This window comes from Eubacterium album, assembly GCF_025336545.1.
Lineage (GTDB): Bacteria > Bacillota > Clostridia > Lachnospirales > Lachnospiraceae > Eubacterium_U > Eubacterium_U album.
Map to the genome: position 1 here is coordinate 19,228 of NZ_JAODBU010000006.1, position 23,175 is coordinate 42,402.

The following is a 23,175-nucleotide window of genomic DNA, read 5'->3' on the forward strand; positions in this document are numbered from 1 at the left end:
TGGTTAAATGTATCTATGTAATTACAAATACAGATATAGGCTAATTATTTAGTTGTTAGGAGTAAAATATGAAAAAAACTAAAGAATATTTAGAAAACAGAATTAAAAAGCTGACAGATGAGAGAAAAAAATGCGTTTCTAAATATAATAGTAATAGGCAGAAAATAATAGAGACAAATATTATTATAGAGAGAATGAAAAGTATATCAGATGAAGCTTTAGAAATATTTTCACCTAAATTTAGAGAAACAAATACATTTAATCAGCATGAAATAAAGGAATTAGGAACCAAGATTGTTACTATAGCACAAATTAACAATGAATTAGCTGAAAATATAAAAAAAATAGATAAAGAAATATCAGAAATAAATGTTTGTTTAAAAGAAATAAGTAAGTAGTTAAAAGAAGGAATGTTTCACGTGAAACATTCCTCTTTTTATTGAAAACTAGATAAATTAACTTAAATAATCAATTAATTATAAATTGAAAATAATTAAAAACAATATATATTTACCTATATAAGTGCTTGCTTTTATGTAATTATAGAATATCATTATTAAAACAAATATTAATTTAGTAATTAAGTAATGTTTCACGTGAAACATTAGTAAAATATTAATAACATAATTCATATAAGATAAAAATAAAAGTAAATAAATATAAATATATATATATTTATTTATAGTTGTTTCACGTGAAACAATTATAGTTTCTAAGTGAATATATTAAAATTATATAATTAATAATAAGTTAATTATATAAAGTTAAGTAGAAACAAAAATTTTTACTATACATTTAATAAATAGATAAAATATATATAATTTAATATAAATAGATAAACTACATTAAATTATAAAAATAAAAATAGATAAAGTACATTAACTTCAGTAAATAAAATTAATTACATAAATAGAATAAATTACATATTTAAAATAAACTATATAAATAAATAGAATACATTAAATCTTATAAATTAAATAATTATATTTGTAAAATTAATCGTTTTATAAGTAATATAGAATATATATTACTTATGTAATAGTAATAATAAAAAATAGTTATATTATTTGTAGTATATATCTGCTAATTTTTATTATTAGCAATAAAATAATTAAATAAAATAGAAATGAAATATCTAAAACAATATTATGTATTTATAAATAGTTCAGAAATTCAGAAAGTTTAATAAAAAATTAATATTTCACGTGAAACATTAATATAGATTTGAAAAAGGAACTATGATACAATAATATTTGTTAAAAACATGAATTAAATTACTTGAAATATAGAAAGGTATTGAAATGGGAAAAATAATTGCAATTGCAAACCAAAAAGGTGGAGTTGGTAAGACAACTACAGCTATAAATTTGTCTGCATGTATAGCAGAAAGAGGTAAAAAAGTACTTTTAGTTGATATTGATCCACAGGGAAATGCTACAAGTGGGGTCGGTATTATAAAACAGGAACTAGAAAAGACAGTTTACGATATGTTTATTGGAGAATGTAGGTTATCAGAGTGCTTGACAAGTAGTATTGTAGATAATTTAAATGTTTTGCCATCAAATGTAAACCTATCAGGAGCAGAAATAGACTTAATAGGAGTGGATGAAAGAGAATTTATACTAAAAAAAGCATTAGAAGGAGTAAAAGACTTATATGATTATATAATTATAGATTGTCCTCCATCATTAAATGTATTAACAGTTAATGCTTTAGTTGCAGCTGATTCGGTTATAGTTCCAATCCAATGTGAATATTATGCTTTAGAAGGACTTTCACAGTTAATCTATACTATAAATTTAATTCAGGAAAGAATTAACCCGGTATTAGAAATTGAAGGTATAGTATTTACGATGTATGATGCTAGAACAAATTTATCTAACCAGGTTGTAGATAATGTAAAAGAAAATATGCATTTAAATATATATAAAACAATTATTCCGAGAAATGTAAGATTGGCAGAAGCACCTAGTTATGGGCTTCCTATACATATGTATGATGCCAAATCAGCAGGATCTGTAGCCTATATGAATTTAGCAAAAGAAGTAATTAAAAATAATAAAAATAGATAAGTAGTAAATAAAAATTAAAAATTTATAATTGCTTAAATAAATGACGTATGACTTGTAAAATAGTATAAATAATAAAAAAAAATACATATTTATATATGGATATGCAGGGATTTTAGAAAAAACAAGTTAAAAATATGCATTTAAAAAAATAATTATTAAATTTTCATATATAAAATAAACTAAAAAAGTTATGTAAACTAAATATAAATAAGAAGTATAAAGGAGAATATTATGCCAAGACCAAAAAAAGGCGGATTGGGAAATGGATTAGAATCAATGATACCCAATTATGGTGCAGCCATCAAACCAAAGAAAAATGAAGATAAAGAAAAAGAAGTTGTGGTAAAAGAGGTTGTAAAGGAAGTTGTAAAAGAGGTAAAGGTACCTCAGGATACGTTAGTTAATATTAATGATATTGAACCAAATAGAGAACAGCCAAGAAAAAATTTTGATAAAGATGCATTAGAGGAATTAGCTGAATCTATAAAGATTCATGGACTTATTCAACCAATAATTGTTCAGAAAAAAGAAGATTATTATGAAATTATAGCTGGTGAAAGAAGATGGAGAGCAGCTAAAATAGCTGGTTTAAAGGAATTACCGGTTGTAATAAAAGAATATACACCTCAGGAAGTGATGGAAATTGCTTTAATAGAAAATATACAGCGTAAAGATTTAAATCCAATAGAAGAAGCAATTGCATATAAGAGTCTTGTTAACGAATATAACTTAAAACAGGATGAACTTGCTAAAAAGATGTCAAAAAGTAGAGCTGCAATTGCAAATTCAATGCGCTTATTAAAATTAGCAGAAGATGTCCAAGAGATGATTATTAATCAGGAGTTGTCTATGGGACATGCAAGAGCATTACTTGCAATTGAACATGAAGAATTGCAGATAGATACAGCAAAAACTGTAATTGAAAAGGGATTAAGTGTAAGAGAAACAGAAAAATTGGTAAAAAATATACTTAAACCAAAGCAAATAAGAATGGAAATTCCACCTGTTGATAAGGCTGTTTATGATCAGATTCAGGATAGATTAAAAGAAGTAATGGGAACTAAAGTTTCAATTAATCCAAAAAAGAATGGTAAAGGAAAAATTGAAATAGAATACTATTCAAGTGAAGAATTAGAAAGACTGATAGAATTATTCAGTGGAATTCATGAGTAAATTTGCAAAATATTAATATATACAAATTAATAAAACAGTCTTATAATGTAAAAATGAAAAATAAAGGAGAAAGAAAATGATACAGGAAATATTTAGCAGTGCATATACATATATTATTACAGTTGTAGTAATGTTTTTGATTTTTCTTATTTTATACATTAAGCAAAGTATGAAATTAAATAAGTTAATGAAAAAATATGATAAGTTTATGAAAGGAAAAAATGCAGAAAATCTTGATGGAGCAATAAGAGAGAGTTTTAAACAGATTGAAAAAATAAATGTAGAACATCAAAAGACAATGATTAAAGTAGAAGAATCTGTTCATAGAATAAATTCAGTGTTCCAGAAGTTAGGAATTGTAAAATATAATGCATTTAAAGAAATGGGCGGAAACTTAAGCTTTGCATTATGTATGCTAGATAGTGAAAATACCGGATTTATTTTAAATACAATGCATGGAAGAGAAGGAAGTTACACATATATCAAAGAAATAATTAAAGGTGAAGCTTACGCTACATTAGGAGAAGAAGAAAAAGAAGCATTAGAAAAAGCAATGAATTCATAATAAAGGTTAACATCATAGTTTAATATTAGAGAGTAAGTTAGATAAATATAATAATCAAAAATAATAAAAAATAATAAAAATGAGATTAGTTAAAATATAGACTAATCTCATTTTTTTTAGGGCATGACCCTATTTATGAAATTGAATTTAATAAAAAATTCAACATCAATTGTGGTTAATATAAGAATATTGGTAATATGTTTATTAATAATTATGGATAAAAATCTAAGAGTAATTAATAAATAACACGAAAAGTAAATAATTATTAATAAATACAATGCTTATATTAATAAAAACTATTAATAATTAAATTAATACTCGTACTTATATTAATATTCATTTACTTTTATCATTGATTTTAAAATATCAAATTCTTCAGGATTATCTTTATAAATTCTTGCAGTTGCAACAATTGGAAGCCATTGGTTTACATAACGTTTAGTTGTTCCTGTCATATTACAAAATGAATCTAAATATAATTCAGCATATTCAGGCATATTTATTTTAAACCAAATATAAGTACGCGCAATATCAGCACTGGCGTTTCCCTGAGATGCATGATTCCAATCTAAAACGCAATAATCATCACCTGAGATAATAATATTGTGTGGAGTAAGATTTCCATGGCACAATTTTTTATGCTTTGGTGATGAATCAAGCATTTCTAGTAAATCAAATTGAGTTGATTCATCTAAACCTGAATTCTTAATTCCATATTGTAATTTTGCTTTTTGTCTTGGAATAGCAGTACAAAAATTAGTATGAATAGAAGTCTGTATAGTAACTAATTTATTAATATATTCTTTAATATTTTCAGGATTATTATTAATAAGTGAAAAAAGAGATTCACCTTTAATTAAATCAAATTTGATACACCACTGTCTGTCTTTTTTATAAACAGAGTCAATTAAAGGAGCGTGTGCATCAAGTTCTTCAACCTTAGAAGTAATAAATGCTTCTTGAAAAACATCTTTCTTGTCGTAATCAATATTAAAAATTTTGTATGTATAACTTTCGTCGTTGTATATTTTATTATGACGTCTTTCATTCATCAATTGTAATTCCATAATAAATCTCCTCATATAAAATGTATTACTAAAATGTCTGGATAGTGATTAATCGTCAGAAACATTTATAGAAAATAAATAAAGTTCATTCGATTTCATATTTAATAAAAAATTAAATTATTTATTTGAAGGTTATTATACCATAATGCATAAAAATTTACTAGAAGTAACATAATATATTGTCTAAAATAACTATAATATAAGCATAACAAATAGGTATAAAAAAGTAAAAGAAAAATCGACGAATTGTACAGAAAACTTGCAAAAATAGGGTGTTGGGGTTATAATCGAAATGGCGTGTAAAAGTAAAAATTTTTATGCAAAGGGAGAAAAGAAATGTTAGATATTAAATTTGTCAGAGACAACCCGGAAGTTGTAAAACAGAATATTAAAAATAAATTTCAGGATCATAAACTTCCATTAGTAGACGAAGTTATTGAATTAGACGAAAAGAATCGTAAAATAAAGCAGGAAGTTGAAGCACTTCGTGCTGAAAAGAATAGTCTTTCAAAATTAATTGGTGGATTAATGAAAGACGGAAAGAAAGATGAAGCTGAAGAAATTAAAGCTAAAGTTGCTGCAGGTAATGCAAGAATTGATGAACTTACAGACGAAGAGAAAACAACAGAAGAAGAAATCAAGAAGAGAATGATGGTTATTCCAAATATTATTGATAAATCAGTTCCTATCGGAAAAGATGATAGTGAAAATGTTGAGATTGAAAGATTTGGTGAACCAGTAGTTCCTGATTTTGAAGTTCCATATCATACAGATATCATGGAAAAATTTAATGGTATTGATTTAGACGCTGCAAGAAAGGTTGCAGGAAATGGATTCTATTATCTTATGGGAGACATTGCAAGACTTCATTCAGCAGTTATTTCATATGCAAGAGACTTTATGATTGATAGAGGATTTACTTATTGCGTACCTCCTTTTATGATTAGAAGTAATGTTGTAACAGGTGTTATGAGTTTTGATGAAATGGATCAGATGATGTACAAGATTGAAGGAGAGGATCTTTACTTAATCGGTACAAGTGAACATTCAATGATTGGTAAATTTATTGGAACACATACAAATGAAGAAGATCTTCCTTACACACTTACAAGTTATTCACCATGTTTCCGTAAAGAAAAAGGTGCTCACGGTATCGAAGAGAGAGGTGTTTACAGAATTCATCAGTTTGAAAAACAGGAAATGATCGTTATTTGTAAGCCGGAAGATAGCATGATGTGGTATGACAAACTTTGGAAGAACACAGTAGATTTATTTAGAAGCATGGATATTCCGGTTCGTACTTTGGAGTGTTGCTCAGGAGATTTAGCAGACCTTAAGGTTAAATCAGTTGACGTTGAAGCTTGGTCACCAAGACAGAAGAAATATTTTGAAGTTGGTAGTTGCTCTAACTTAGGAGATGCTCAGGCAAGAAGACTTTCTATAAGAATTAGAGGAAAAGAAGGAAACTATTTTGCTCATACTCTTAACAATACAGTAGTTGCACCACCTCGTATGCTTATTGCATTTTTGGAAAATAACCTTAATGCAGATGGAAGCGTAAATATTCCTGAAGTTTTAAGACCATATATGGGTGGAATGGAAAAAATTGTTCCTAAGAAATAGTTAAAATATTTAAAAACAAGATAAATTCAGAAAAATTTTATAAATGTCGCTATAGCTCAGTTGGATAGAGCGACCGCCTCCTAAGCGGTAGGCCGGAGGTTCGACTCCTCTTAGCGACGCCTGGATGTTATACCGAAAACTTTGTAGTCAAAGTTTTCGGTTTTTTATTTTAGGATAATATATTGTTTATGGAAATAAATATTTAAATAAAACAGAATTTGATTATTTGTCAGGAATGATGGTAACACAAAATTTTAAGAAAATAAATTTTTAAATAAATATTAAATTTTTAAATAAATATTTAAGAAAGTCTCTTTGTCAAACATGGGATAAAATTAAGAAACAAATAAACTATAAAATGGAGATTATTACTTTTTAAGAATAAAATAAACAATTAAATCAAATAGATAAATAAAATATAAATGTAATACATATTGACAAGTAATTAAAATAATAAGATAATTGTAAAGTACGTGTAATACCCTATTACTCAAATGTTACAATTGTTATAATACAATTGTAAAGTACGATATTTAAAGGAAAGGTTATAAAACCGAGATTATGGATTATATTGTAATGGATTTGGAATGGAATCAGAATCCTTATGGTAAAAACAATAATCATCCTGACATACCATTTGAAATAATAGAAATAGGTGCAGTTAAAGTAAACGATGATTTAGAAGTTGTAGATGAATTTCAGCAGGTTGTAAAACCTAGAGTTTATAAAAGATTGCATTATAAAATCCAGGAAATTACTCATTTGACAATGGAAGAGTTAAATTCGGGTGAAGATTTTAGAAAAGTGATAAGAAATTTTCTAAATTGGTGCGGAGATGACTATATCTTTTGTACATGGGGATCAATGGATTTGACAGAATTGCAGAAGAACATGAAACATTATGGGATGGAAAGAATATTAGAATTTCCATTATTTTATGTTGATTTGCAAAAAATGTATAGTTTGTGTTATGAAGATGGTCATATAAAGAGAACTTTGTCATATGCAGTTGAAGAATTGAATATCAAAGAAGATGAACAATTCCATAGAGCTATATGTGATGCAGAGTATACTGCTAAAGTAATGAAAGCAATGGATTTTGATAAAGTAAAAGAAATGCTTTCAATTGATACTTTTTATTCTCCTAGAATTAAGGAAGAAGAAGTATTTGTTAGATTTCCTACTTATACAAAATATATTTCAAGGGAATTTTTAAGTAAAGATGAGATGTTTTTTGACAGGGATGTAAGCAGTATGAAATGTAATGTGTGTGATAAACCATTAAAAGTTCTTATAGATTGGTTCTCAGACAGTGGAAAAATGTATTATTGTTTGGGTGAGTGTCAGGAACATGGATATGTTCGAGGAAAAATAAAAGTTAAACCTCGGGAAGAAGATAGTTTCTTTGTTGTTAAAATCATGAGGAGTACTGATGAAGAGGGAGCAGAAAGTATTAGAGAAAAACAGGAAAGCATTAGGGAAAAAAGACGAGAGAGAAGACAAAAATCGTTAGATAGTGAGATTGTCATCGAAGAAATATGGGATGAAGATGAAATAAAATCAGAATTGGATGACAAATAATAAAAAGGACATGTAGACGGGAACGTTAACATGTCCTTTTTATTATTATTATTTTGTATTGTTGTAATTCTCCATCAATGAATCAAGTTCATTTAATAAGCAATCAACTTTACCGTAGAAGGCATCGTTATTTGTAGGAGAATCAAAATTATCTCTAATATTTGTAAGAGCATCAATAATATTATTTAATCTGTTCTTACCACTTCCGTTAAGATATAAGAAATATCTGCTACGTTCATTTTCCTGTGGTGTCATTTTCTTCAATACAATCTCGATATTTGGCTTTTCACCAATATATCTATATGTAATTGAAGGTGATGCATGGTTAAATAAGTTCTGTAAGTAGTAAATATCACCTGTTTCATGATAATAATTCCAAGCAAAAGTTTTTCTCATTGTCTGTGCTCCGATTGAAGTTAAGCCAATCTTGTGACCAACAGATCTTAAAACTCGATAAGCCTGTTCTCTTGAAACCGGTTTATCAGATGAAGCATGTCCTCTAATTAAGAATGCTTCAGGATTTTTTCCCTTAGTATAATCTTTAATAATTGCCTTCAAATCTTCTGGAATTTTGAAAGTATTTTTGATGTTCTTTGTTCCAATTTCAACTGTGATTTCATCTTTGTCAGTAACATCTTTGTTTTTGAAATTTAAAATGTCCTGAAGTTGTAAACCTGTTCCAACTCCAATTTCAAACATAATGTAATATTTATAGTCTGTGTTTTTCAATGCCTCTTTAAATTTTGATAATGTTTCAGAATCCTTAATAGGTGCAACCCAATTCATATAAACCCATCCTTTCAATTCATTGATTTTTAACGGTTACGTCTTCTTTTTGAAGCTCTTACTGCATTTAAATGGTCCATTTTCTTCTTAAAGAAGATAATAATTACTGCTAAAATAACTAAAATTACTGCAATAATTATAATTTTAAATATAGCTGAACTAAATTTAAAGTGAGACTTTGATACAGTTTCTTTTTTAGTTGTCTTTTTAGTTGTGTCTTTGTCAGAAACTTTTGAAGAATTATTTGAATTTTCAGAATCTACAGAAGTTTCTGTGTCAACTGTAGTCGATTCTTCAGGAGTAACAGTGGCATTAACACTTATTTTATTTGACACTTCACTATACAAAACAGGAGCAGTTCCAATTGTATGATTTCCATATGAGTAAGAAATCGTAGCAACGGTATTGTTGTCGTCAGAACTATCCTCGTTTAAAGTAATAGTAGAAGTTGTATCAGCAAAATTAGCATCTTTTGGAAGTACAACTACAGCATCTTTAGATAATGATAATCTGTGAAGCTTAGTTTTAAATATAGAATCAAAATTGTTAGTAAATGTTGATTTGTTTTCAAATCTAGTATCATTTTCAGATACATTTGTCAATTTAAAATTCTTAAATCCAAAGTCTAATAAAGCTGTTGTATCCACATAGGAATTTGTACCAGGCGAATTAAGAACAACAGTAATAAGAGTCATGCCGTCTCTTTGAGCACTTGTTACTAAAGTTGTTCCGGATTCATTTACAAAACCGGTCTTACCACCAATGATTCCGTCATAATGGAAGGAATTCCATGGCTGAACCATCTGATGACGCTGACTTATAGTAAGAGGTTCTTTTCGCTTGTTATCTGTAGGTAGTGTATAACTTGAGGAATTAATAATTTCTCTAAATACCGGATATTGTAATGCTGCCTGCATAATCTTTGCCATATCGTAAGCGGTTACATAATGTTTTTTATTAAAAAGTCCACATGCATTTGCAAAATGAGCATCATTTGCACCAGCCTGTTTAGCTCGTTTATTCATTAATTTGGCAAATTCTTCAATACTTCCGCTAACATGTTCTGCTAAAGCAGAGGCTACTTCATTAGCGGATTGCAACATTAATGCATATAAACAATCTTTAACACTCATTTCTTCACCAACGACAGCTCCAATATTGGCTGCTTCAGGTTCAAGAGTGTCAATAGCGCTCTGTGAAAATGTAACAGTATCATCAAGATTACAATTTTCAATGGTAAGTAATGCTGTCATGATTTTAGTGATACTGGCTGGATACATTTTCTGATGGCATTTTTTATCAAAAAGTACTGAACCGGTAGAGGCATCAATCATTACGGCAGTTTCGGCAACTAATCCCGGTCCACTAGGCCAGGAAACAGTGTCTGCACTTACAACAGAGTTACTATTATATGAACAAAAGCCAAATGATGTTACCGTAATAACAATCATCATGACCATAGATAATATACGTTTCATTCTTAATCTCCTATATTTTGATGTTGGTTATAATCTATAATAGTTTAATAAATGGAAAATTAGTTTAATTAACCTAAATATCATAATATAGTATACAGCAAAATAAATGAATATAAAAGACAAAAAATTCATTAAAACTTAATAAATATAAAATGTCCTATATTGTAAATTCTAATTTATAAATGTGAAAAAAGTATTAATTAAATGTGAAAACTAACTTATAAATAATTAACACGTGGAAATAGAAAATATCCTATTTTCACGTGTTAATGTATGAATATTAATTTTTATTTTGCGTCAGCTCTAGCTTTTATTACTTTAAGCCTTGTAAATTCTTCTCGCTCTTTTTCTTCAAGCGCATTAGAAATTGTTTTAACAAGTCCTTCATATGTTGGAATTGTTATATTCTTTAGAGCATTTGCTCTTTTTTGCGTTTTCTTAATATTATAAGCAAGTCGGTAAGCTGAATTTTCAATCATCGAAAGTCTGATTGTTAAATCCTTTACTTTTTCAAAACAAGTTTTTGCCTTGTCTAGAGACTCTGTAGTTCCATAAAAAGAGTAAACAGGATTATGAACAGATTCGTTATTAGTAACAAGAGGAATTTCAGTTCCCATGATACTTCGACTTTTTATTTTTACATCATGTTCAAGAGGAACATTAAATGCAAATATTTCAACATTTTGGATTCCAAGTTCGATATTTGCTCTTTCCAAAGCTGTGTAAGCTTCAGTAAATGTTTTATCGATATCGTCCTGAATGTCTTTAGCTTTAGCATTTAAATCCATAATTTCACGAACAAGAATATTACGTTTTTTGTCCATTAGTTCAAAGCCCTGTTTCGCAAGAGCAAGAGAATTTTTTGCGGCTATTAAGTTACCTTTGGTTGGTACTGCATTTAAATCCATAAAAAACCTCCTTGTTTGAAAAATTAAAGTGAATCAGAATCTTCTTCGTCATTATTTAAAGATACACTATCGTAATATTTCTCAAGAATCTTTGTATCAATTCTATCAAGTTCTTTCTTAGGAAGAAGATGTAATAACTTCCAACCTAAATCTAGTGTTTCTTCAATAGTTCTATTTACATTTGGTCCCTGACCAACAAATTGCTGCTCGAAAGCTTTACCAAATTCAAGATATTTTTTATCTGTAGGTGATAATTCATCTTCACCAATTACTGATGCTAGAGCTCTGGCATCACCAACTTTTGCGTAAGATGAGAATAACTGGTTAGCAACATCCTGATGATCTTCTCTTGTAAATCCTTTACCGATACCATCCTTCATCAAACGTGAAAGGGAAGGTAATACATTAATTGGAGGGTAGAGTGACTGTCCGTTTAATGAACGGTCTAAAACTATCTGACCTTCTGTAATGTAACCTGTTAAGTCAGGTATAGGATGTGTTATGTCATCGTTAGGCATTGTAAGAATAGGAATTTGAGTTACGCTACCTTTTGCTCCTTCAACAATACCTGCCCTTTCATATATAGTTGCGAGTTCACTGTATAAGTATCCGGGATAACCTTTTCTTGAAGGAATCTCACCCTTTGAAGATGAAACTTCACGCATAGCTTCTGCAAATGATGTCATATCAGTTAAAACAACTAAGATATGCATATTTTTTTCGTATGCAAGATATTCTGCAACAGTTAAAGCAACCTTTGGGGTTATCAAACGTTCTACAACAGGGTCATTTGCCAAATTTAAGAACATTACAACGTGTTCAGAAGCTCCGCTTTCTTCAAATGTTTTCTGGAAAAATTCAGCAACATCATGTTTTACACCCATTGCAGCAAAGACAACTGCAAATTCTTCATCAACATCATCACCAAGAGATGACTGATTAACAATCTGAGCAGCTAACTGATCATGAGGTAAACCATTTCCGGAGAATATAGGAAGTTTCTGTCCTCTAATCAATGTTGTTAAACCGTCAATAGCTGAAATACCTGTTCTAATATAGTTTCTTGGATATTCACGGGAAACCGGATTAAGTGGTTTTCCGTTTACATCTCTCTTTTCTTCAGCAACGATTGGACCAAGACCATCAATAGGCTGGCCAATTCCGTTGAAAGTTCTTCCTAAAATATCAGGTGATAAGGCTATTTCCATAGGGTGTCCTGTTAATTTTGTATGTGTATTTGAAAGGGACATTCCTTCTGAACCTTCAAATACCTGTATAACTGCTTTATCTTTGTAAATTTCAATAATACGACCGAGACGTTTCTCGGCACCGTCATTCATTGAAAATTCTACTATTTCATCGTAAGCCGCATCTTTTACACCTTCAAGTGCAATAAGAGGACCATTAATTTCACTTAAACCTAAATATTCTATTGCCATTTTGGTACCTCCTTATGCATGCCTAGCCATGATTGATGCATAGTAATCATCAATTTCATGTTTATAATCATCAAATTTTTCAAGTTCATTATTTGCAACATCATATTTGATAGAAATAATTTTTTCAAACATATTGTTTTCCTTTAATACTGATACAGGAATTCCAAGATTAATAATCTCAAAAGCCTTATCATTCAAATAAAGGATAAGTTGCATCATTTTTAACTGCTTCTCAAGAGGTACACATGTATCTTCAGCATGGAATGCGTTCTGCTGTAAAAATCCTAAACGTATAACTCTGGCTATTTCAAGAATAAGCTTTTGGTCATCCGGAAGTACGTCACTACCAATAAGTTTTACAATTTCCATCAATTCGCTTTCTTTATTTAAAATAGCTAAAATTCTGTTTCTGCAGTTTACAAAATCAGGACCTACATTTGTGTTGTACCAGTCTGCAAGATCATTTACATATTCACTATAACTTGTAAGCCAGTGAATAGCAGGGAAGTGCCTTGCATAAGCTAATGATTTATCAAGTCCCCAGAAACATCTAACGAAACGTTTTGTATTCTGTGTTACAGGTTCTGAGAAGTCACCACCCTGAGGAGAAACAGCTCCAATAATTGAAACAGAACCTTCTGTTCCGTTAAGGTTTTCCATATAACCCGCTCTTTCATAGAATGCTGAAAGTCGGCTTGCAAGATATGCAGGGAAACCTTCTTCTGCAGGCATTTCTTCCAAACGGCCTGAAAGTTCTCTTAAGGCTTCAGCCCATCTAGATGTAGAATCGGCCATTATAGCAACATCGTAACCCATATCTCTGTAGTATTCCGCAAGAGTTAAACCAGTGTAAATACTAGCTTCTCTGGCAGCAACAGGCATGTTAGATGTATTTGCAATTAATGTTGTTCTGTCCATCAATGGATTTCCTGAACGAGGATCTACTAATTCTGAGAATTCATCAAGAACCTGTGTCATTTCGTTTCCACGTTCACCACATCCGATGTAAATAATAATGTCGGCATTTGCCCATTTTGCAATCTGATGCTGAGTCATTGTTTTTCCTGTACCAAAACCACCCGGAATAGCGGCTGTACCACCTTTGGCAATAGGGAAGAGAGTATCAAGAATTCTCTGACCTGTTACAAGTGGCTGGCTGGCAGGATAACGTTTATTAATAGGACGAGGTGTACGAATTGGCCATTTCTGAGTAAGAGTCAATTCTAATTCTTCACCATTGTCTTTCTTTATTACTGCTATAGTTTCGTTTATTGTATAAGGACCATCATCTACAACGCTAATAACTGTTCCAGAAATATAAGGGGGTACCATTGATTTATGTAAAATGGCTTTTGTTTCCTGAACTTCTGCTATAACTGTACCACCGGATACATAATCACCCGGTTTAATTGTAACGTGAACATCCCATTTTTTTGTTGTATCAAGAGAATCAACACTAACACCACGGCTGATGAATGCGCCTGATTTTTCTCTGATTTTACTTAAAGGTCTTTCAATACCATCAAAAATATTGTTTAAGATTCCTGGTGCAAGAGTAACAAAGATTGCAGTTCCAGTTCCATAAACTAATTCGCCCGGTTTAAGACCACTAGTTTCTTCGTATACCTGAACGGTAGTCATTTCAGATGTAAGACCAATGATTTCGCCAACAAGTTTTTCTTCGCTTACGTAAACCATTTCACCCATCTGAAAATCGGTCTTTCCTTTTATATAAACTACAGGACCGTTAATACCGTATATCTTTCCTGTTTTTACCATCTGGCTGCCTCCTAAATTGAAATCGTAAACTTTTCCTGCTCCTCAGCAAGCTTTGTTTTAAAAGAATTGTCAACTAACATATTTTTATCTGAAATAATAGCTTTACAACCACCAATAAAAGGAACAGTGCTTATTTTAATATCGGCACCTGTATGACTTTGTAAATCAGATAATAAAGATTCGTCACTTGAATCAATATAAAATTCTACTGTAGTATCATTAAAATCTGAAGATATTTTGTTGATTTGTGATATAAGTTCCTTTTTATATTCTTCTGTTTTCTTATAAGCGTTCAATTTTTCAACAACTGCTGAAAAAATTTGAGATTTCAGCTTGTTTTGGTGTAATGTAACAGTTCTACGAACTTCAGCCTGAACTTTTGAAAGTTCTCTTTTAACTTCAAGTCTCACCGCATTTAGTTTTGCGCTTTCAACGGACTTAGATTCTAAAAGTGCTGTTTCTTTATGTTTTTCAAACTGTTCATCAAGAGACTGTTTGTAAGCTGTTAGTATATCATTACTTTTAGCGGATGCATTATCCAGGGAGACATTTTTAAAATGTTCCATTTTTTCTTCTATTGTCATGCTAAGCCCACACTTTCTATATTTTTATTCCGATAGCTTCATTAATATATGCTGTAATGAAATCCGGACGACGGCCTGAACCGTGGCGGTCAGGAATTTCCAGCAACAAAGGAAACGTACGGTTTAATTTAATATCATCAACAATCTCAGGAATTTCTTTTCCAAGCTTTTCTGTCATTAAGATAATTCCAATATCTTTTTGAGAAAGAACTTCGTCTAAAGCCTGCTTAATTTCCTGCTTTTCGTGAACAACAACTCCATCAATTCCTGCAAGACGCATTCCTGTAAGAGTGTCCACGTTATCACTAATGAGAAACATTCTCATAATTTGTTCCTCCTATCTGTGTAAGTGTTAAAGTTGTATGATTTATAATGCACCTAAAATCATGAATGCGATAATTAATCCGTAAAGAGCAATACCTTCTGCAAGACCTGCAAAGATAAGTGCTTTACCAAATACGCTTCCATCTTCACTAATTGCTCCAAGAGCAGCACTTGATGCACTTGCTACTGCGATACCACCACCAATACCTGAGCTACCAACTGCTAATGCAGCTGCGATGTATCCAAGACCTGAACCTAATGATAAGCCGGCAGTAGTTGTTTCAGCAGCACTTGCTGTCTGAGCAAACATAACAACAGTTGATAAAACTAATAAACCGAAAAATCCAACAACGTTTATTGCTAATGATTTTTTAAAGCGGCCTCTGCTCTTTTCACCAACAAAGTAAGCTACCATAGGTACGATAATTGATAAAGTTAATGCGATAAATAATGTGACTTTTAATAACATATTTTTGTCCTCCTAGTGTTTAATATTTTTTGAATAAGGTTTAAATTCCTTACCGGAACCTGAATAAAAACGGCCAAATAATTCATAGTATTCAAGACGCAATCCCTGAATTGCTACAACAAGGCCTTCCATACCACATACGAAAATGTTACCAAGAATTAAAACTAAGATATTTGGTGAACCTCCGTCTGTAGCTCCTGCTAATGTTAAAACTACTTCCATCATGGCACCGTGGCTGATTGCAAATGCACCGACACGAAGGAATGATAATGTATTTGAAAAATAGTTTAACAACATCTCAAAAAGTTCAAAGAATCCTTCAACAAAATACATTGCTGCTGATTCAGGAAATAACTTTTTGTTCTTTTGTACAAGATTTACTATAGGTGCCTTTAATGCAATTAGAATTAATGGAATGACGAACATTATTACAAGAACGATAGTTCCTGGAAGAGAATGTCCTGACATGTATAAAATAACTACAGCCATTAACGATGCATAAAATATAAGACCTGTAAGACCGTTAGGTCCTATAAGTAAATCTGCATATTTTTTATTTTTGAAAGCATTTACCATATTAATAATCATTGTTATGAGTATTAAGAATACACCAAATAATATGGCAGCTACAAAAACTGTGTTAAATGAACCAACTATAGGCAAATTCATTTTACTTGTTCTTGGATTAACCCATATTTGAGGAATTACACCCTCAAATCCAAATACACTTCCGTATAATAATCCAAATATGGCGGAAGTAAATCCTGCTGCTGATAAAATAGCGGCTAAAGGAATCTTCTTTAGCAGGTATACAATTAAGCCTATGGCAAATATGCATAATCCCTGTCCTAAATCACCAAACATTGCACCAAAAAGAAGTGAATAAGTTATTGCTACAAAAATAGTAGGATCAAATTCGCCGTATTTTGGTAAACCGTACATTTTAACGTACATTTCAAATGGTTTTGCAAATTTAGGATTTTTTAATTTTGTAGGTGGAACCTTTGATTCATCAGTTTTATTATCAATCATACAAACAACATTAGGATCATTTTCTGTCTCGGCCTGAAGTGAAAGAGCATCCTTTGTTGCCATCCATCCACAAAGAATATGGAAAACTATGTTAGAATCACGTGTACATGCTGCAAGTTTTCTTACATCAAAATTTCCATATGCAATTTCTATTCTGTTGCAGGCAGATAAAACATGAGATTTATTTACCTGAACTAAAGTTGAAATTCTACTTTCTACAGTTCTTATTTTTTCATCAATTTCTGAAATTGACTTTGCAATATTCATACATGCCTGAGCAGGAGTACCTGAATAATTATCAGGAATTTTAACCTGTTCAAAATGTAAAGCTTCAAATGATTCATCAACTTTTTTTATTGATATTTCAGGAGCAAAATAAACACCCCATATAAAATCATTGTCAACAAGACAATCAATAAAAACAGCGTCAAGATCAGGATTAATAAATGTTTGGAAACTGTCCCACATATCTCTAGGAACACGACCAAAACGGTATTTGATGTAATTCATTCCCAAAACCTGTTTTAAGTCGTACTCTAAATTTTTAAAAGGAGAAATACAATCATAATCTTCATTTAATTTATCTTTTCTTATATTGAGAGTATTAATTTCTTCTTTTAAATCTTTGATTTGGTCATCGATGTTATTTATTACATTAGTAGCTTCTTCAACACTCATATCGGTTAATGGAGAATTAGCAATGCTTTCATCCATTAATTCAAGTAAAGCGTGACTCTTATCTAAAATATCTTTGTATGGATTAGCTTCAACGTATGGAAGTAAATTTCCTGATGAGTTAAGTTCTACTAATGCATTTTCAAGTTGTATCTCGTATTTTGATAAATACGTATCAATAACTCTGTCGATATCTGATTTAGGTCCGGCAAGAGTTACAAAACTCATTTGTACAATCACTAGATACCACTCCCCTTTCCATTTATATATTGTAATGTCTTCTCCGGACTGTATTGATAACGAATACATTCAAGAGCAGTAATAATTTTAGCTGATTCAGAGTTTTTCATATGAAAATATCCGTTTATTGCAGCTAATGAATAAGGAGATTCTTTAAAATCTTTAAAAATTATTTCATCCATAATATGATTACACTGCTCTTCAAAAGGCATTTTGCTTGTGAAATCAAAGTGTTTTCCATATCTGGTTTTTGATATTAAAGAAATAGTATCCTCAATAGTTGGTGCTTCAACTATATTTTTTATTTCTGATTTTTTTAATTTATAATTTACAGGAATTAAAAAAGTATAAATTGAAGCTGATGAAACTGAATAGTAAGATTTGCATCTGTAAATCCATAACATATTCAGAAGATCAATACGTGAACCGTATGATTCGGTAATATATGCACATTCTTTTTTAGAATAGGAATCTTTTGCTTTCCATATAGAAGCAAAATAGAATAAATCCAATCCCATTTCATAGTCAAATAGTGCAGCGTTATCTAAAGTGCTGACCTTAAGAAGTGGTGCATAATAAATAGTACCCTTTAAACAATTTATAAATTCTTCCATAGTTGTAGTCTGGGAAAGCTTCTGAGTGTCAATCTTTGAATGCTTCTCAAAATCATTCTCGATTACAGAAATAGAAGTAGATTGTCTAGGATCAAGCATTGCCCTCATATATCTTTTAAGCGTCTGAATTTCATATCTCATAAAATAAAGATTGAGATATTTACGCTGCCTTTTCTGAGCAAAACAATAAATCTTAGAAAAATCAGAATATGTTGAAAAATTAAGTAACCATTCAATCTGTCCACGGTGAATTGTAGAAGGGTCAATATCTGCAAAAAGTTCTTCATAATAAGGAAGCTTTTGCAGATATGCAAATGCATCTGCCACAGTAGTAAAGTGAGCAAGTTCTTCGTATTGTTCGTTTGTTAGTAATTTACTATGCATGGCTTTGATTTTAGTTGTCAAAGCACTGTAAGCTAATAAATTTCCACCTGTCATAGAATCACTCCTTTACAATATGGTTAAATATGGACTCAATCCATAAATCTTTGTTAGCAGTGTACATAGAATCTAAAGTTTTTAATGAGGCTTCTGTTTCCTTCTTGAAGTCATCAATAGCGTGCTCATTTTCAACAAGTAAAGATTCTTTTAATTGGTTTACCTGCTTGTCGATGCTGCTGGAAAGTTGTTCATCGAATTCTTTAGTCTTTTGCTTAATCATGCTTGCGTAAGCTTCTTTTTCCTTACGGGTGCTCTCCATAATCTGAGAAGAAGCTTTGTCGATTTTAGTTAAATCCGATATGATTGAATTAATATCATTTACCATATGCAGCCTCCTTTGTTTAATTAGTATGTATAAAATTCTCATAAATAGACTACCACTTTTTAAATAAAATGCAACAAAAAGAAAAATTCTTAAGAAAAGAAAAATGTTTATTTATTTTATAAACATTTTATTATAAAATATTATAAGTTAAGTGAAAAAGTAAATTATAAAATTAAATTTTCGGAGGATAAAATGCGATTAAGAAATGTACCGGGTTCACGAGAAGCAATTGCAGAAAGTGAATATACAATTAATGAACCAGAATTAAATAAAGGAAAATGGAAAGAAATTTTTGGAAATGATAATCCTATAAGAATTGAAATAGGAATGGGAAAAGGTAAATTCATTACAACATTAGCGCAGCAGAATCCAGATATTAATTACATTGGAATAGAAAAGTTCTCAAGTGTTTTAATTCGTGCAATAGAAAAAATGGAAGAATTAGAACTTACAAATTTAAAATTTATAAGAATGGATGCTGAAAAAATCGAAGACACATTTAATAAGGAAGAAATTGATAAAATTTACTTAAATTTTTCCGATCCATGGCCAAAAGACAGACATGCAAAAAGAAGACTTACATCAAAAGAATTTTTCAAAAGATATGACAATATATTAAAAAAAGATGGAGTAGTTGAATTTAAGACAGATAATAATGATTTGTTTGATTTTTCATTGGAACAGATTCCTGAAGCAGGATGGAATATAGTGGAATATACAAGAGATTTACACAACAATGAAAAAATGAATGAAGGAAATATTATGACCGAGTATGAAGAAAGATTTTCAAAAATGGGTAATAATATTAATAAATTAATTGCAAACAGATAATAAAAATAAAAAGCTAAGCGTCAATAATGTATTTAATAAAATTAGATTATGTATAAATACATTATAAAATGCTTAGCTTTTTAAATTAGTTTGCTAAAGATTTAATATTTAAAAAGTTATTAAGTGCTTATTTTTTTACCTTCATAAAGTCCGAAATAATTTTTAAATAATCAGTAAAACTCTTTGAATTAGATTCATGCTTTATTTTAGGAAGATTAACATTTTGCTTTTCTAAGTTGTGCTCAACAATATCGTCAAGAATGCTTGAAATAACAGCAACACAAGGAACGCCTAAAAACATTCCGACAATTCCACCAATCCATCCTCCGACTGTAATTGCAAAAATAATCCAAATAGGGCGAAGACCAGTTTTGTCACCTAAAATCTTTGGACCAAGAATATTTCCGTCAAACTGTTGTAAAATTATAACAAAAATTAAGAAAGCGAGTCCCTGCTTAGGTGACACTGATAAGGATATCACTAAAATGCTAGGTATAGCACCAATAAATGGACCAAAATATGGAATCATATTTGTAAGACCGACAAATATACTAACAATAACTGCATATGATGAACCAATATTAAACAACTTCATACCTAAAAGGCATATTATACCAATGATTAATGAATCAATAGTTTTACCAATAATAAATCCACTGAAAATGTCATTTGCATGCTTAAAAGTGCTCCATACATAGATTGCACGTTCTTTTCTAAAAATTGAATAAACAATACGTTTAAAGCTTCTTGAAAGAATATCCTTATCAAGTAACATATAAATAGAAACAATAATTGCAACAATAAAATTTAATACCCATCTAACAATTGAAATGGAAGCATTGGCAATTGAAGGAGCTAAATTGGCAGCCCATGATTTAAATGTTTCTAAGTAGCTAGGCATGGCATCCTGAATTGCAGCCTGAACATATTCGACAGTTGAGTTAGGATATTTCGAACTTATTTCTTCTATATAATTAATAAAATTCTGATATATTGTAGAAATATTTCCAGCAATATCAGAAATACTTTGTATAAATGAAGGTATAATAAAGAATAGTGCTAAAATCAACATACCAAAAACAATAACGTATGAGGATATTAAAGCAACCATTTTACGTACCTTAACATTAGATATATGAATTGTGTTTGTAAAAAAACGATTCTCCAACTTTGATGAAAGGTTACCCATTATGTATGCAATAAAGAAACCAAGTAAAAATGGAGAGAGGCTGGATAAAAGACCCAAAAGAAGACTTTTAGTTTCTGACCAGTTCCAAATACATCTTATAAAAAATACTGCTACAACTGTAGTAATAAGAGCATAGATGCATAGGGTAAATAATTTTTTGTCGGGTTGAAATTTATTTTGATTCATAGGAAAACCTCCATATATTTAAACTGAAAATAACAATTAATTGAAGTATAACAGTAACAAATAATCAATACAAGAAGATAATAATAAAAAAATAAAAAAAAGGGGTTGATTTTTGTATAATCATGAATTATAATATCATCGTTGTCAAAAATACTAAGCGCGATTAGCTCAGTTGGAAGAGCACCTGACTCTTAATCAGGGTGTCCAGGGTTCGAGCCCCTGATCGCGCATTTGCGGGTACCGTTTCTGTAGTGCAACTACGGGGATGGTGCTTTTTTTGTGCGTAAGCAATGAGTCCACATACACCAAAAAAGGAACAGGTTCTAGAGAAAGCTTGCTTTCAGAAAGAACCTGTTCCTTTTTTGGTGATGCGGCGAATGCCGCATCAGTGAGATGTAGCGAAGCGGAATGGAACTGTATGTGGACTCATTGCGATTAAGAAGAGGCGAATGCCGCATCAGTGAGATGTAGCGAAGCGGAATGGAACTGTATGTGGACTCATTGCGATTAAGAAGAGACGAATGCCGCATCAGTGAGATGTAGCGAAGCGGAATCGAACTGTATGTGGACTCATTGCGTTAGAAAAGAAGCGAATGCCGCATCAGATTCTCCTATACTTAGCAAGAATACCCAGCAATTTATTGATAGCAATCGGTTTAGACATATAATCATTCATTCTGACATCAATACTTCCATTCATTAGATTAACTAATTCCTTACCAATAGAAAGTCCTAATCCGTATCCGTATTTAATAAATCAGCGTAATACACAGAAGTATAGTCTCTGCAAAGAACTTCTAAAAATTGACGTTCCTGTTCTAGAGCAGAGATACTTTAATTTAAGGTAGTGTGTAAGATTTTTTTTGTCATAAGGGTAAAAATCACTTTCTAAAACACTATTTTTATACGTTTCATAAATTTATATGTATATTAAAATATATAATATTTAAATAAATTTATATGATAATACTGCAAAAATGGCATGTCAATTAAGTTATGGGAGGGTTTAAATAAAAAAATAACTTCAAAATGTACAATTGAAGTTGAATTTGTTATAATAAAAAATTGAGTAAAATAATTGGAGGATAAAAATATGGATATGAACATTGTTTGTTTGGATTTAGAGGGAGTTTTAGTTCCTGAAATATGGATTGCATTTGCAGAGGAGACAGGAATTCCTGAACTTAAGAGAACAACAAGAGATGAGCCTGATTACGATAAGCTTATGAAATATAGAATTAACATTCTTAAAGAACATGGATTAGGTCTTAAAGAAATACAGGATACAATTGCAAAGATTGATCCTATGCCAGGTGCTAAGGAATTTTTAGATGAACTTAGAGCAATGACTCAGGTAATTATTATAAGTGATACATTTACACAGTTTGCAGGTCCATTAATGAAAAAATTAGGATATCCTACAATTTTCTGTAATTCATTAGAAGTTGCTGAAGATGGTGAAATCACAGGATTTAAGATGAGAATTGAAAATTCAAAACTTACAACAGTTAAAGCGTTACAGTCAATTGGATATCAGACAATTGCCAGCGGTGATAGTCACAACGACCTTGGAATGATTAAAGCAAGTAAAGCGGGATTTTTATTTAGAAGTACAGAAGAAATAAAGAAAGAATATCCTGAACTTCCTGCATTTGAAACATATGATGAATTAATGGATGCAATTAAGAAGGCATTATAAATAGTGTATAAACATATAAAGCCCTACCAACGGTAGGGCTTTATATGTTTAGTAAATTTCTTTACATAAATTGGGAGCACGAGTATAATATATAC

General features: G+C 30.4%; 21 protein-coding genes and 2 tRNA genes. 10 read left to right on the forward strand and 13 right to left on the reverse strand.

Annotated features, from left to right (window positions below):
- Positions 1-68 precede the first annotated feature (68 nt).
- From N5B56_RS06050 to N5B56_RS06065, 4 genes are all read left to right on the forward strand, one after another.
- Positions 69-398 carry a hypothetical protein gene (locus N5B56_RS06050; protein ID WP_022089461.1) on the forward strand — a complete coding sequence of 110 codons (330 nt, stop codon included), beginning with the start codon at positions 69-71 and terminating at the stop codon, positions 396-398.
- Positions 399-1,301: 903 nt separating this feature from the next.
- Positions 1,302-2,072 (forward strand): ParA family protein, encoded by a 771-nt coding sequence (locus tag N5B56_RS06055; protein WP_022088783.1) that lies wholly within the window; start codon positions 1,302-1,304, stop codon positions 2,070-2,072.
- A gap of 231 nt (positions 2,073-2,303) precedes the next feature.
- On the forward strand, positions 2,304-3,245 hold the full coding sequence (locus N5B56_RS06060; protein ID WP_022088782.1) for a ParB/RepB/Spo0J family partition protein: 942 nt from the start codon (positions 2,304-2,306) through the stop codon (positions 3,243-3,245).
- A 76-nt stretch (positions 3,246-3,321) separates the two neighbouring features.
- Positions 3,322-3,810 carry a DUF4446 family protein gene (locus N5B56_RS06065; RefSeq protein WP_022088781.1) on the forward strand — a complete coding sequence of 163 codons (489 nt, stop codon included), beginning with the start codon at positions 3,322-3,324 and terminating at the stop codon, positions 3,808-3,810.
- A 329-nt stretch (positions 3,811-4,139) separates the two neighbouring features.
- Here the strand turns inward: N5B56_RS06065 and N5B56_RS06070 are convergent, their stop codons facing one another.
- Complete coding sequence (locus N5B56_RS06070; protein ID WP_260978575.1) at positions 4,140-4,877, reverse strand: phosphotransferase; 738 nt, start codon at positions 4,875-4,877, stop codon at positions 4,140-4,142.
- Between the two features lie 336 nt (positions 4,878-5,213).
- On the opposite strand from N5B56_RS06070, the gene serS reads away from it, so the two are divergent.
- The 3 genes from serS to N5B56_RS06085 all read left to right on the forward strand — a co-directional run bounded on the left by serS (position 5,214) and on the right by N5B56_RS06085 (position 8,081).
- Positions 5,214-6,500 (forward strand): serine--tRNA ligase, encoded by a 1,287-nt coding sequence (serS, locus tag N5B56_RS06075; RefSeq protein ID WP_022088779.1) that lies wholly within the window; start codon positions 5,214-5,216, stop codon positions 6,498-6,500.
- Between the two features lie 45 nt (positions 6,501-6,545).
- A tRNA-Arg gene (locus N5B56_RS06080) sits at positions 6,546-6,619 on the forward strand.
- Between the two features lie 442 nt (positions 6,620-7,061).
- Positions 7,062-8,081: a 3'-5' exonuclease gene (locus N5B56_RS06085; RefSeq protein ID WP_243003075.1), complete on the forward strand. Its 1,020-nt coding sequence runs from the start codon at positions 7,062-7,064 to the stop codon at positions 8,079-8,081.
- 48 nt (positions 8,082-8,129) lie between these two features.
- Here N5B56_RS06085 and N5B56_RS06090 read toward each other — a convergent pair whose 3' ends face one another.
- The 11 genes from N5B56_RS06090 to N5B56_RS06140 form a co-directional block, all read right to left on the reverse strand.
- Positions 8,130-8,867: a tyrosine-type recombinase/integrase gene (locus N5B56_RS06090; protein ID WP_022088777.1), complete on the reverse strand. Its 738-nt coding sequence runs from the start codon at positions 8,865-8,867 to the stop codon at positions 8,130-8,132.
- Between the two features lie 29 nt (positions 8,868-8,896).
- Positions 8,897-10,345 (reverse strand): D-alanyl-D-alanine carboxypeptidase family protein, encoded by a 1,449-nt coding sequence (locus N5B56_RS06095; RefSeq protein WP_022088776.1) that lies wholly within the window; start codon positions 10,343-10,345, stop codon positions 8,897-8,899.
- Positions 10,346-10,632: 287 nt separating this feature from the next.
- Complete coding sequence (locus N5B56_RS06100) at positions 10,633-11,253, reverse strand: V-type ATP synthase subunit D (protein ID WP_022088775.1); 621 nt, start codon at positions 11,251-11,253, stop codon at positions 10,633-10,635.
- A 23-nt stretch (positions 11,254-11,276) separates the two neighbouring features.
- Complete coding sequence (locus N5B56_RS06105; RefSeq protein WP_260978576.1) at positions 11,277-12,692, reverse strand: V-type ATP synthase subunit B; 1,416 nt, start codon at positions 12,690-12,692, stop codon at positions 11,277-11,279.
- Positions 12,693-12,704: 12 nt separating this feature from the next.
- Positions 12,705-14,471 carry a V-type ATP synthase subunit A gene (locus N5B56_RS06110; protein ID WP_022088773.1) on the reverse strand — a complete coding sequence of 589 codons (1,767 nt, stop codon included), beginning with the start codon at positions 14,469-14,471 and terminating at the stop codon, positions 12,705-12,707.
- Positions 14,472-14,482: 11 nt separating this feature from the next.
- Entirely contained in the window at positions 14,483-15,055 is a 573-nt protein-coding gene (locus tag N5B56_RS06115; RefSeq protein WP_022088772.1) for a V-type ATP synthase subunit E, read from the reverse strand.
- A gap of 16 nt (positions 15,056-15,071) precedes the next feature.
- Entirely contained in the window at positions 15,072-15,380 is a 309-nt protein-coding gene (locus N5B56_RS06120; RefSeq protein WP_022088771.1) for a V-type ATP synthase subunit F, read from the reverse strand.
- A gap of 42 nt (positions 15,381-15,422) precedes the next feature.
- A complete protein-coding gene (locus N5B56_RS06125; protein WP_022088770.1) occupies positions 15,423-15,848 on the reverse strand; it encodes an ATP synthase subunit C in 426 nt (141 codons plus the stop codon).
- A 12-nt stretch (positions 15,849-15,860) separates the two neighbouring features.
- On the reverse strand, positions 15,861-17,795 hold the full coding sequence (locus tag N5B56_RS06130) for a V-type ATP synthase subunit I (protein WP_260978577.1): 1,935 nt from the start codon (positions 17,793-17,795) through the stop codon (positions 15,861-15,863).
- Positions 17,795-18,847 carry a V0D/AC39 family V-type ATPase subunit gene (locus tag N5B56_RS06135; protein ID WP_022088768.1) on the reverse strand — a complete coding sequence of 351 codons (1,053 nt, stop codon included), beginning with the start codon at positions 18,845-18,847 and terminating at the stop codon, positions 17,795-17,797. The genes N5B56_RS06130 and N5B56_RS06135 overlap by 1 nt, the downstream gene beginning before the upstream one ends.
- Before the next feature lie 4 nt (positions 18,848-18,851).
- Positions 18,852-19,175, reverse strand: coding sequence for a hypothetical protein (locus tag N5B56_RS06140; RefSeq protein WP_022088767.1), 324 nt, complete (start codon positions 19,173-19,175; stop codon positions 18,852-18,854).
- 192 nt (positions 19,176-19,367) lie between these two features.
- Here N5B56_RS06140 and trmB point away from each other — a divergent pair, with 192 nt between their 5' ends.
- Positions 19,368-20,006, forward strand: a complete 639-nt coding sequence (trmB, locus tag N5B56_RS06145) for a tRNA (guanosine(46)-N7)-methyltransferase TrmB (protein WP_117910542.1) — start codon at positions 19,368-19,370, stop codon at positions 20,004-20,006.
- A 127-nt stretch (positions 20,007-20,133) separates the two neighbouring features.
- Here trmB and N5B56_RS06150 read toward each other — a convergent pair whose 3' ends face one another.
- A complete protein-coding gene (locus tag N5B56_RS06150) occupies positions 20,134-21,381 on the reverse strand; it encodes an AI-2E family transporter (RefSeq protein ID WP_022088765.1) in 1,248 nt (415 codons plus the stop codon).
- A gap of 157 nt (positions 21,382-21,538) precedes the next feature.
- Here N5B56_RS06150 and N5B56_RS06155 point away from each other — a divergent pair.
- Both N5B56_RS06155 and thrH read left to right on the forward strand, forming a co-directional pair.
- Positions 21,539-21,611, forward strand: a tRNA-Lys gene (locus tag N5B56_RS06155).
- A gap of 869 nt (positions 21,612-22,480) precedes the next feature.
- Complete coding sequence (thrH, locus tag N5B56_RS06160; protein ID WP_118565787.1) at positions 22,481-23,080, forward strand: bifunctional phosphoserine phosphatase/homoserine phosphotransferase ThrH; 600 nt, start codon at positions 22,481-22,483, stop codon at positions 23,078-23,080.
- Positions 23,081-23,175 lie beyond the last annotated feature (95 nt).

What these genes read in the sequence shown, in the direction of transcription:
- N5B56_RS06125 (WP_022088770.1), bottom strand. Translation starts at nt 15,848, where the DNA reads ATGTTATTAAAAGTCACATTATTTATCGCATTAACTTTATCAATTATC.
- N5B56_RS06070 (WP_260978575.1), bottom strand. Translation starts at nt 4,877, where the DNA reads ATGGAATTACAATTGATGAATGAAAGACGTCATAATAAAATATACAAC.
- N5B56_RS06095 (WP_022088776.1), bottom strand. Translation starts at nt 10,345, where the DNA reads ATGAAACGTATATTATCTATGGTCATGATGATTGTTATTACGGTAACA.
- N5B56_RS06090 (WP_022088777.1), bottom strand. Translation starts at nt 8,867, where the DNA reads ATGAATTGGGTTGCACCTATTAAGGATTCTGAAACATTATCAAAATTT.
- N5B56_RS06055 (WP_022088783.1), top strand. Translation starts at nt 1,302, where the DNA reads ATGGGAAAAATAATTGCAATTGCAAACCAAAAAGGTGGAGTTGGTAAG.
- thrH (WP_118565787.1), top strand. Translation starts at nt 22,481, where the DNA reads ATGAACATTGTTTGTTTGGATTTAGAGGGAGTTTTAGTTCCTGAAATA.
- N5B56_RS06050 (WP_022089461.1), top strand. Translation starts at nt 69, where the DNA reads ATGAAAAAAACTAAAGAATATTTAGAAAACAGAATTAAAAAGCTGACA.
- N5B56_RS06085 (WP_243003075.1), top strand. Translation starts at nt 7,062, where the DNA reads ATGGATTATATTGTAATGGATTTGGAATGGAATCAGAATCCTTATGGT.
- N5B56_RS06135 (WP_022088768.1), bottom strand. Translation starts at nt 18,847, where the DNA reads ATGACAGGTGGAAATTTATTAGCTTACAGTGCTTTGACAACTAAAATC.
- N5B56_RS06105 (WP_260978576.1), bottom strand. Translation starts at nt 12,692, where the DNA reads ATGGCAATAGAATATTTAGGTTTAAGTGAAATTAATGGTCCTCTTATT.
- N5B56_RS06115 (WP_022088772.1), bottom strand. Translation starts at nt 15,055, where the DNA reads ATGACAATAGAAGAAAAAATGGAACATTTTAAAAATGTCTCCCTGGAT.
- N5B56_RS06150 (WP_022088765.1), bottom strand. Translation starts at nt 21,381, where the DNA reads ATGAATCAAAATAAATTTCAACCCGACAAAAAATTATTTACCCTATGC.
- N5B56_RS06140 (WP_022088767.1), bottom strand. Translation starts at nt 19,175, where the DNA reads ATGGTAAATGATATTAATTCAATCATATCGGATTTAACTAAAATCGAC.
- N5B56_RS06065 (WP_022088781.1), top strand. Translation starts at nt 3,322, where the DNA reads ATGATACAGGAAATATTTAGCAGTGCATATACATATATTATTACAGTT.
- N5B56_RS06060 (WP_022088782.1), top strand. Translation starts at nt 2,304, where the DNA reads ATGCCAAGACCAAAAAAAGGCGGATTGGGAAATGGATTAGAATCAATG.
- N5B56_RS06120 (WP_022088771.1), bottom strand. Translation starts at nt 15,380, where the DNA reads ATGAGAATGTTTCTCATTAGTGATAACGTGGACACTCTTACAGGAATG.
- N5B56_RS06110 (WP_022088773.1), bottom strand. Translation starts at nt 14,471, where the DNA reads ATGGTAAAAACAGGAAAGATATACGGTATTAACGGTCCTGTAGTTTAT.
- N5B56_RS06100 (WP_022088775.1), bottom strand. Translation starts at nt 11,253, where the DNA reads ATGGATTTAAATGCAGTACCAACCAAAGGTAACTTAATAGCCGCAAAA.
- trmB (WP_117910542.1), top strand. Translation starts at nt 19,368, where the DNA reads ATGCGATTAAGAAATGTACCGGGTTCACGAGAAGCAATTGCAGAAAGT.
- serS (WP_022088779.1), top strand. Translation starts at nt 5,214, where the DNA reads ATGTTAGATATTAAATTTGTCAGAGACAACCCGGAAGTTGTAAAACAG.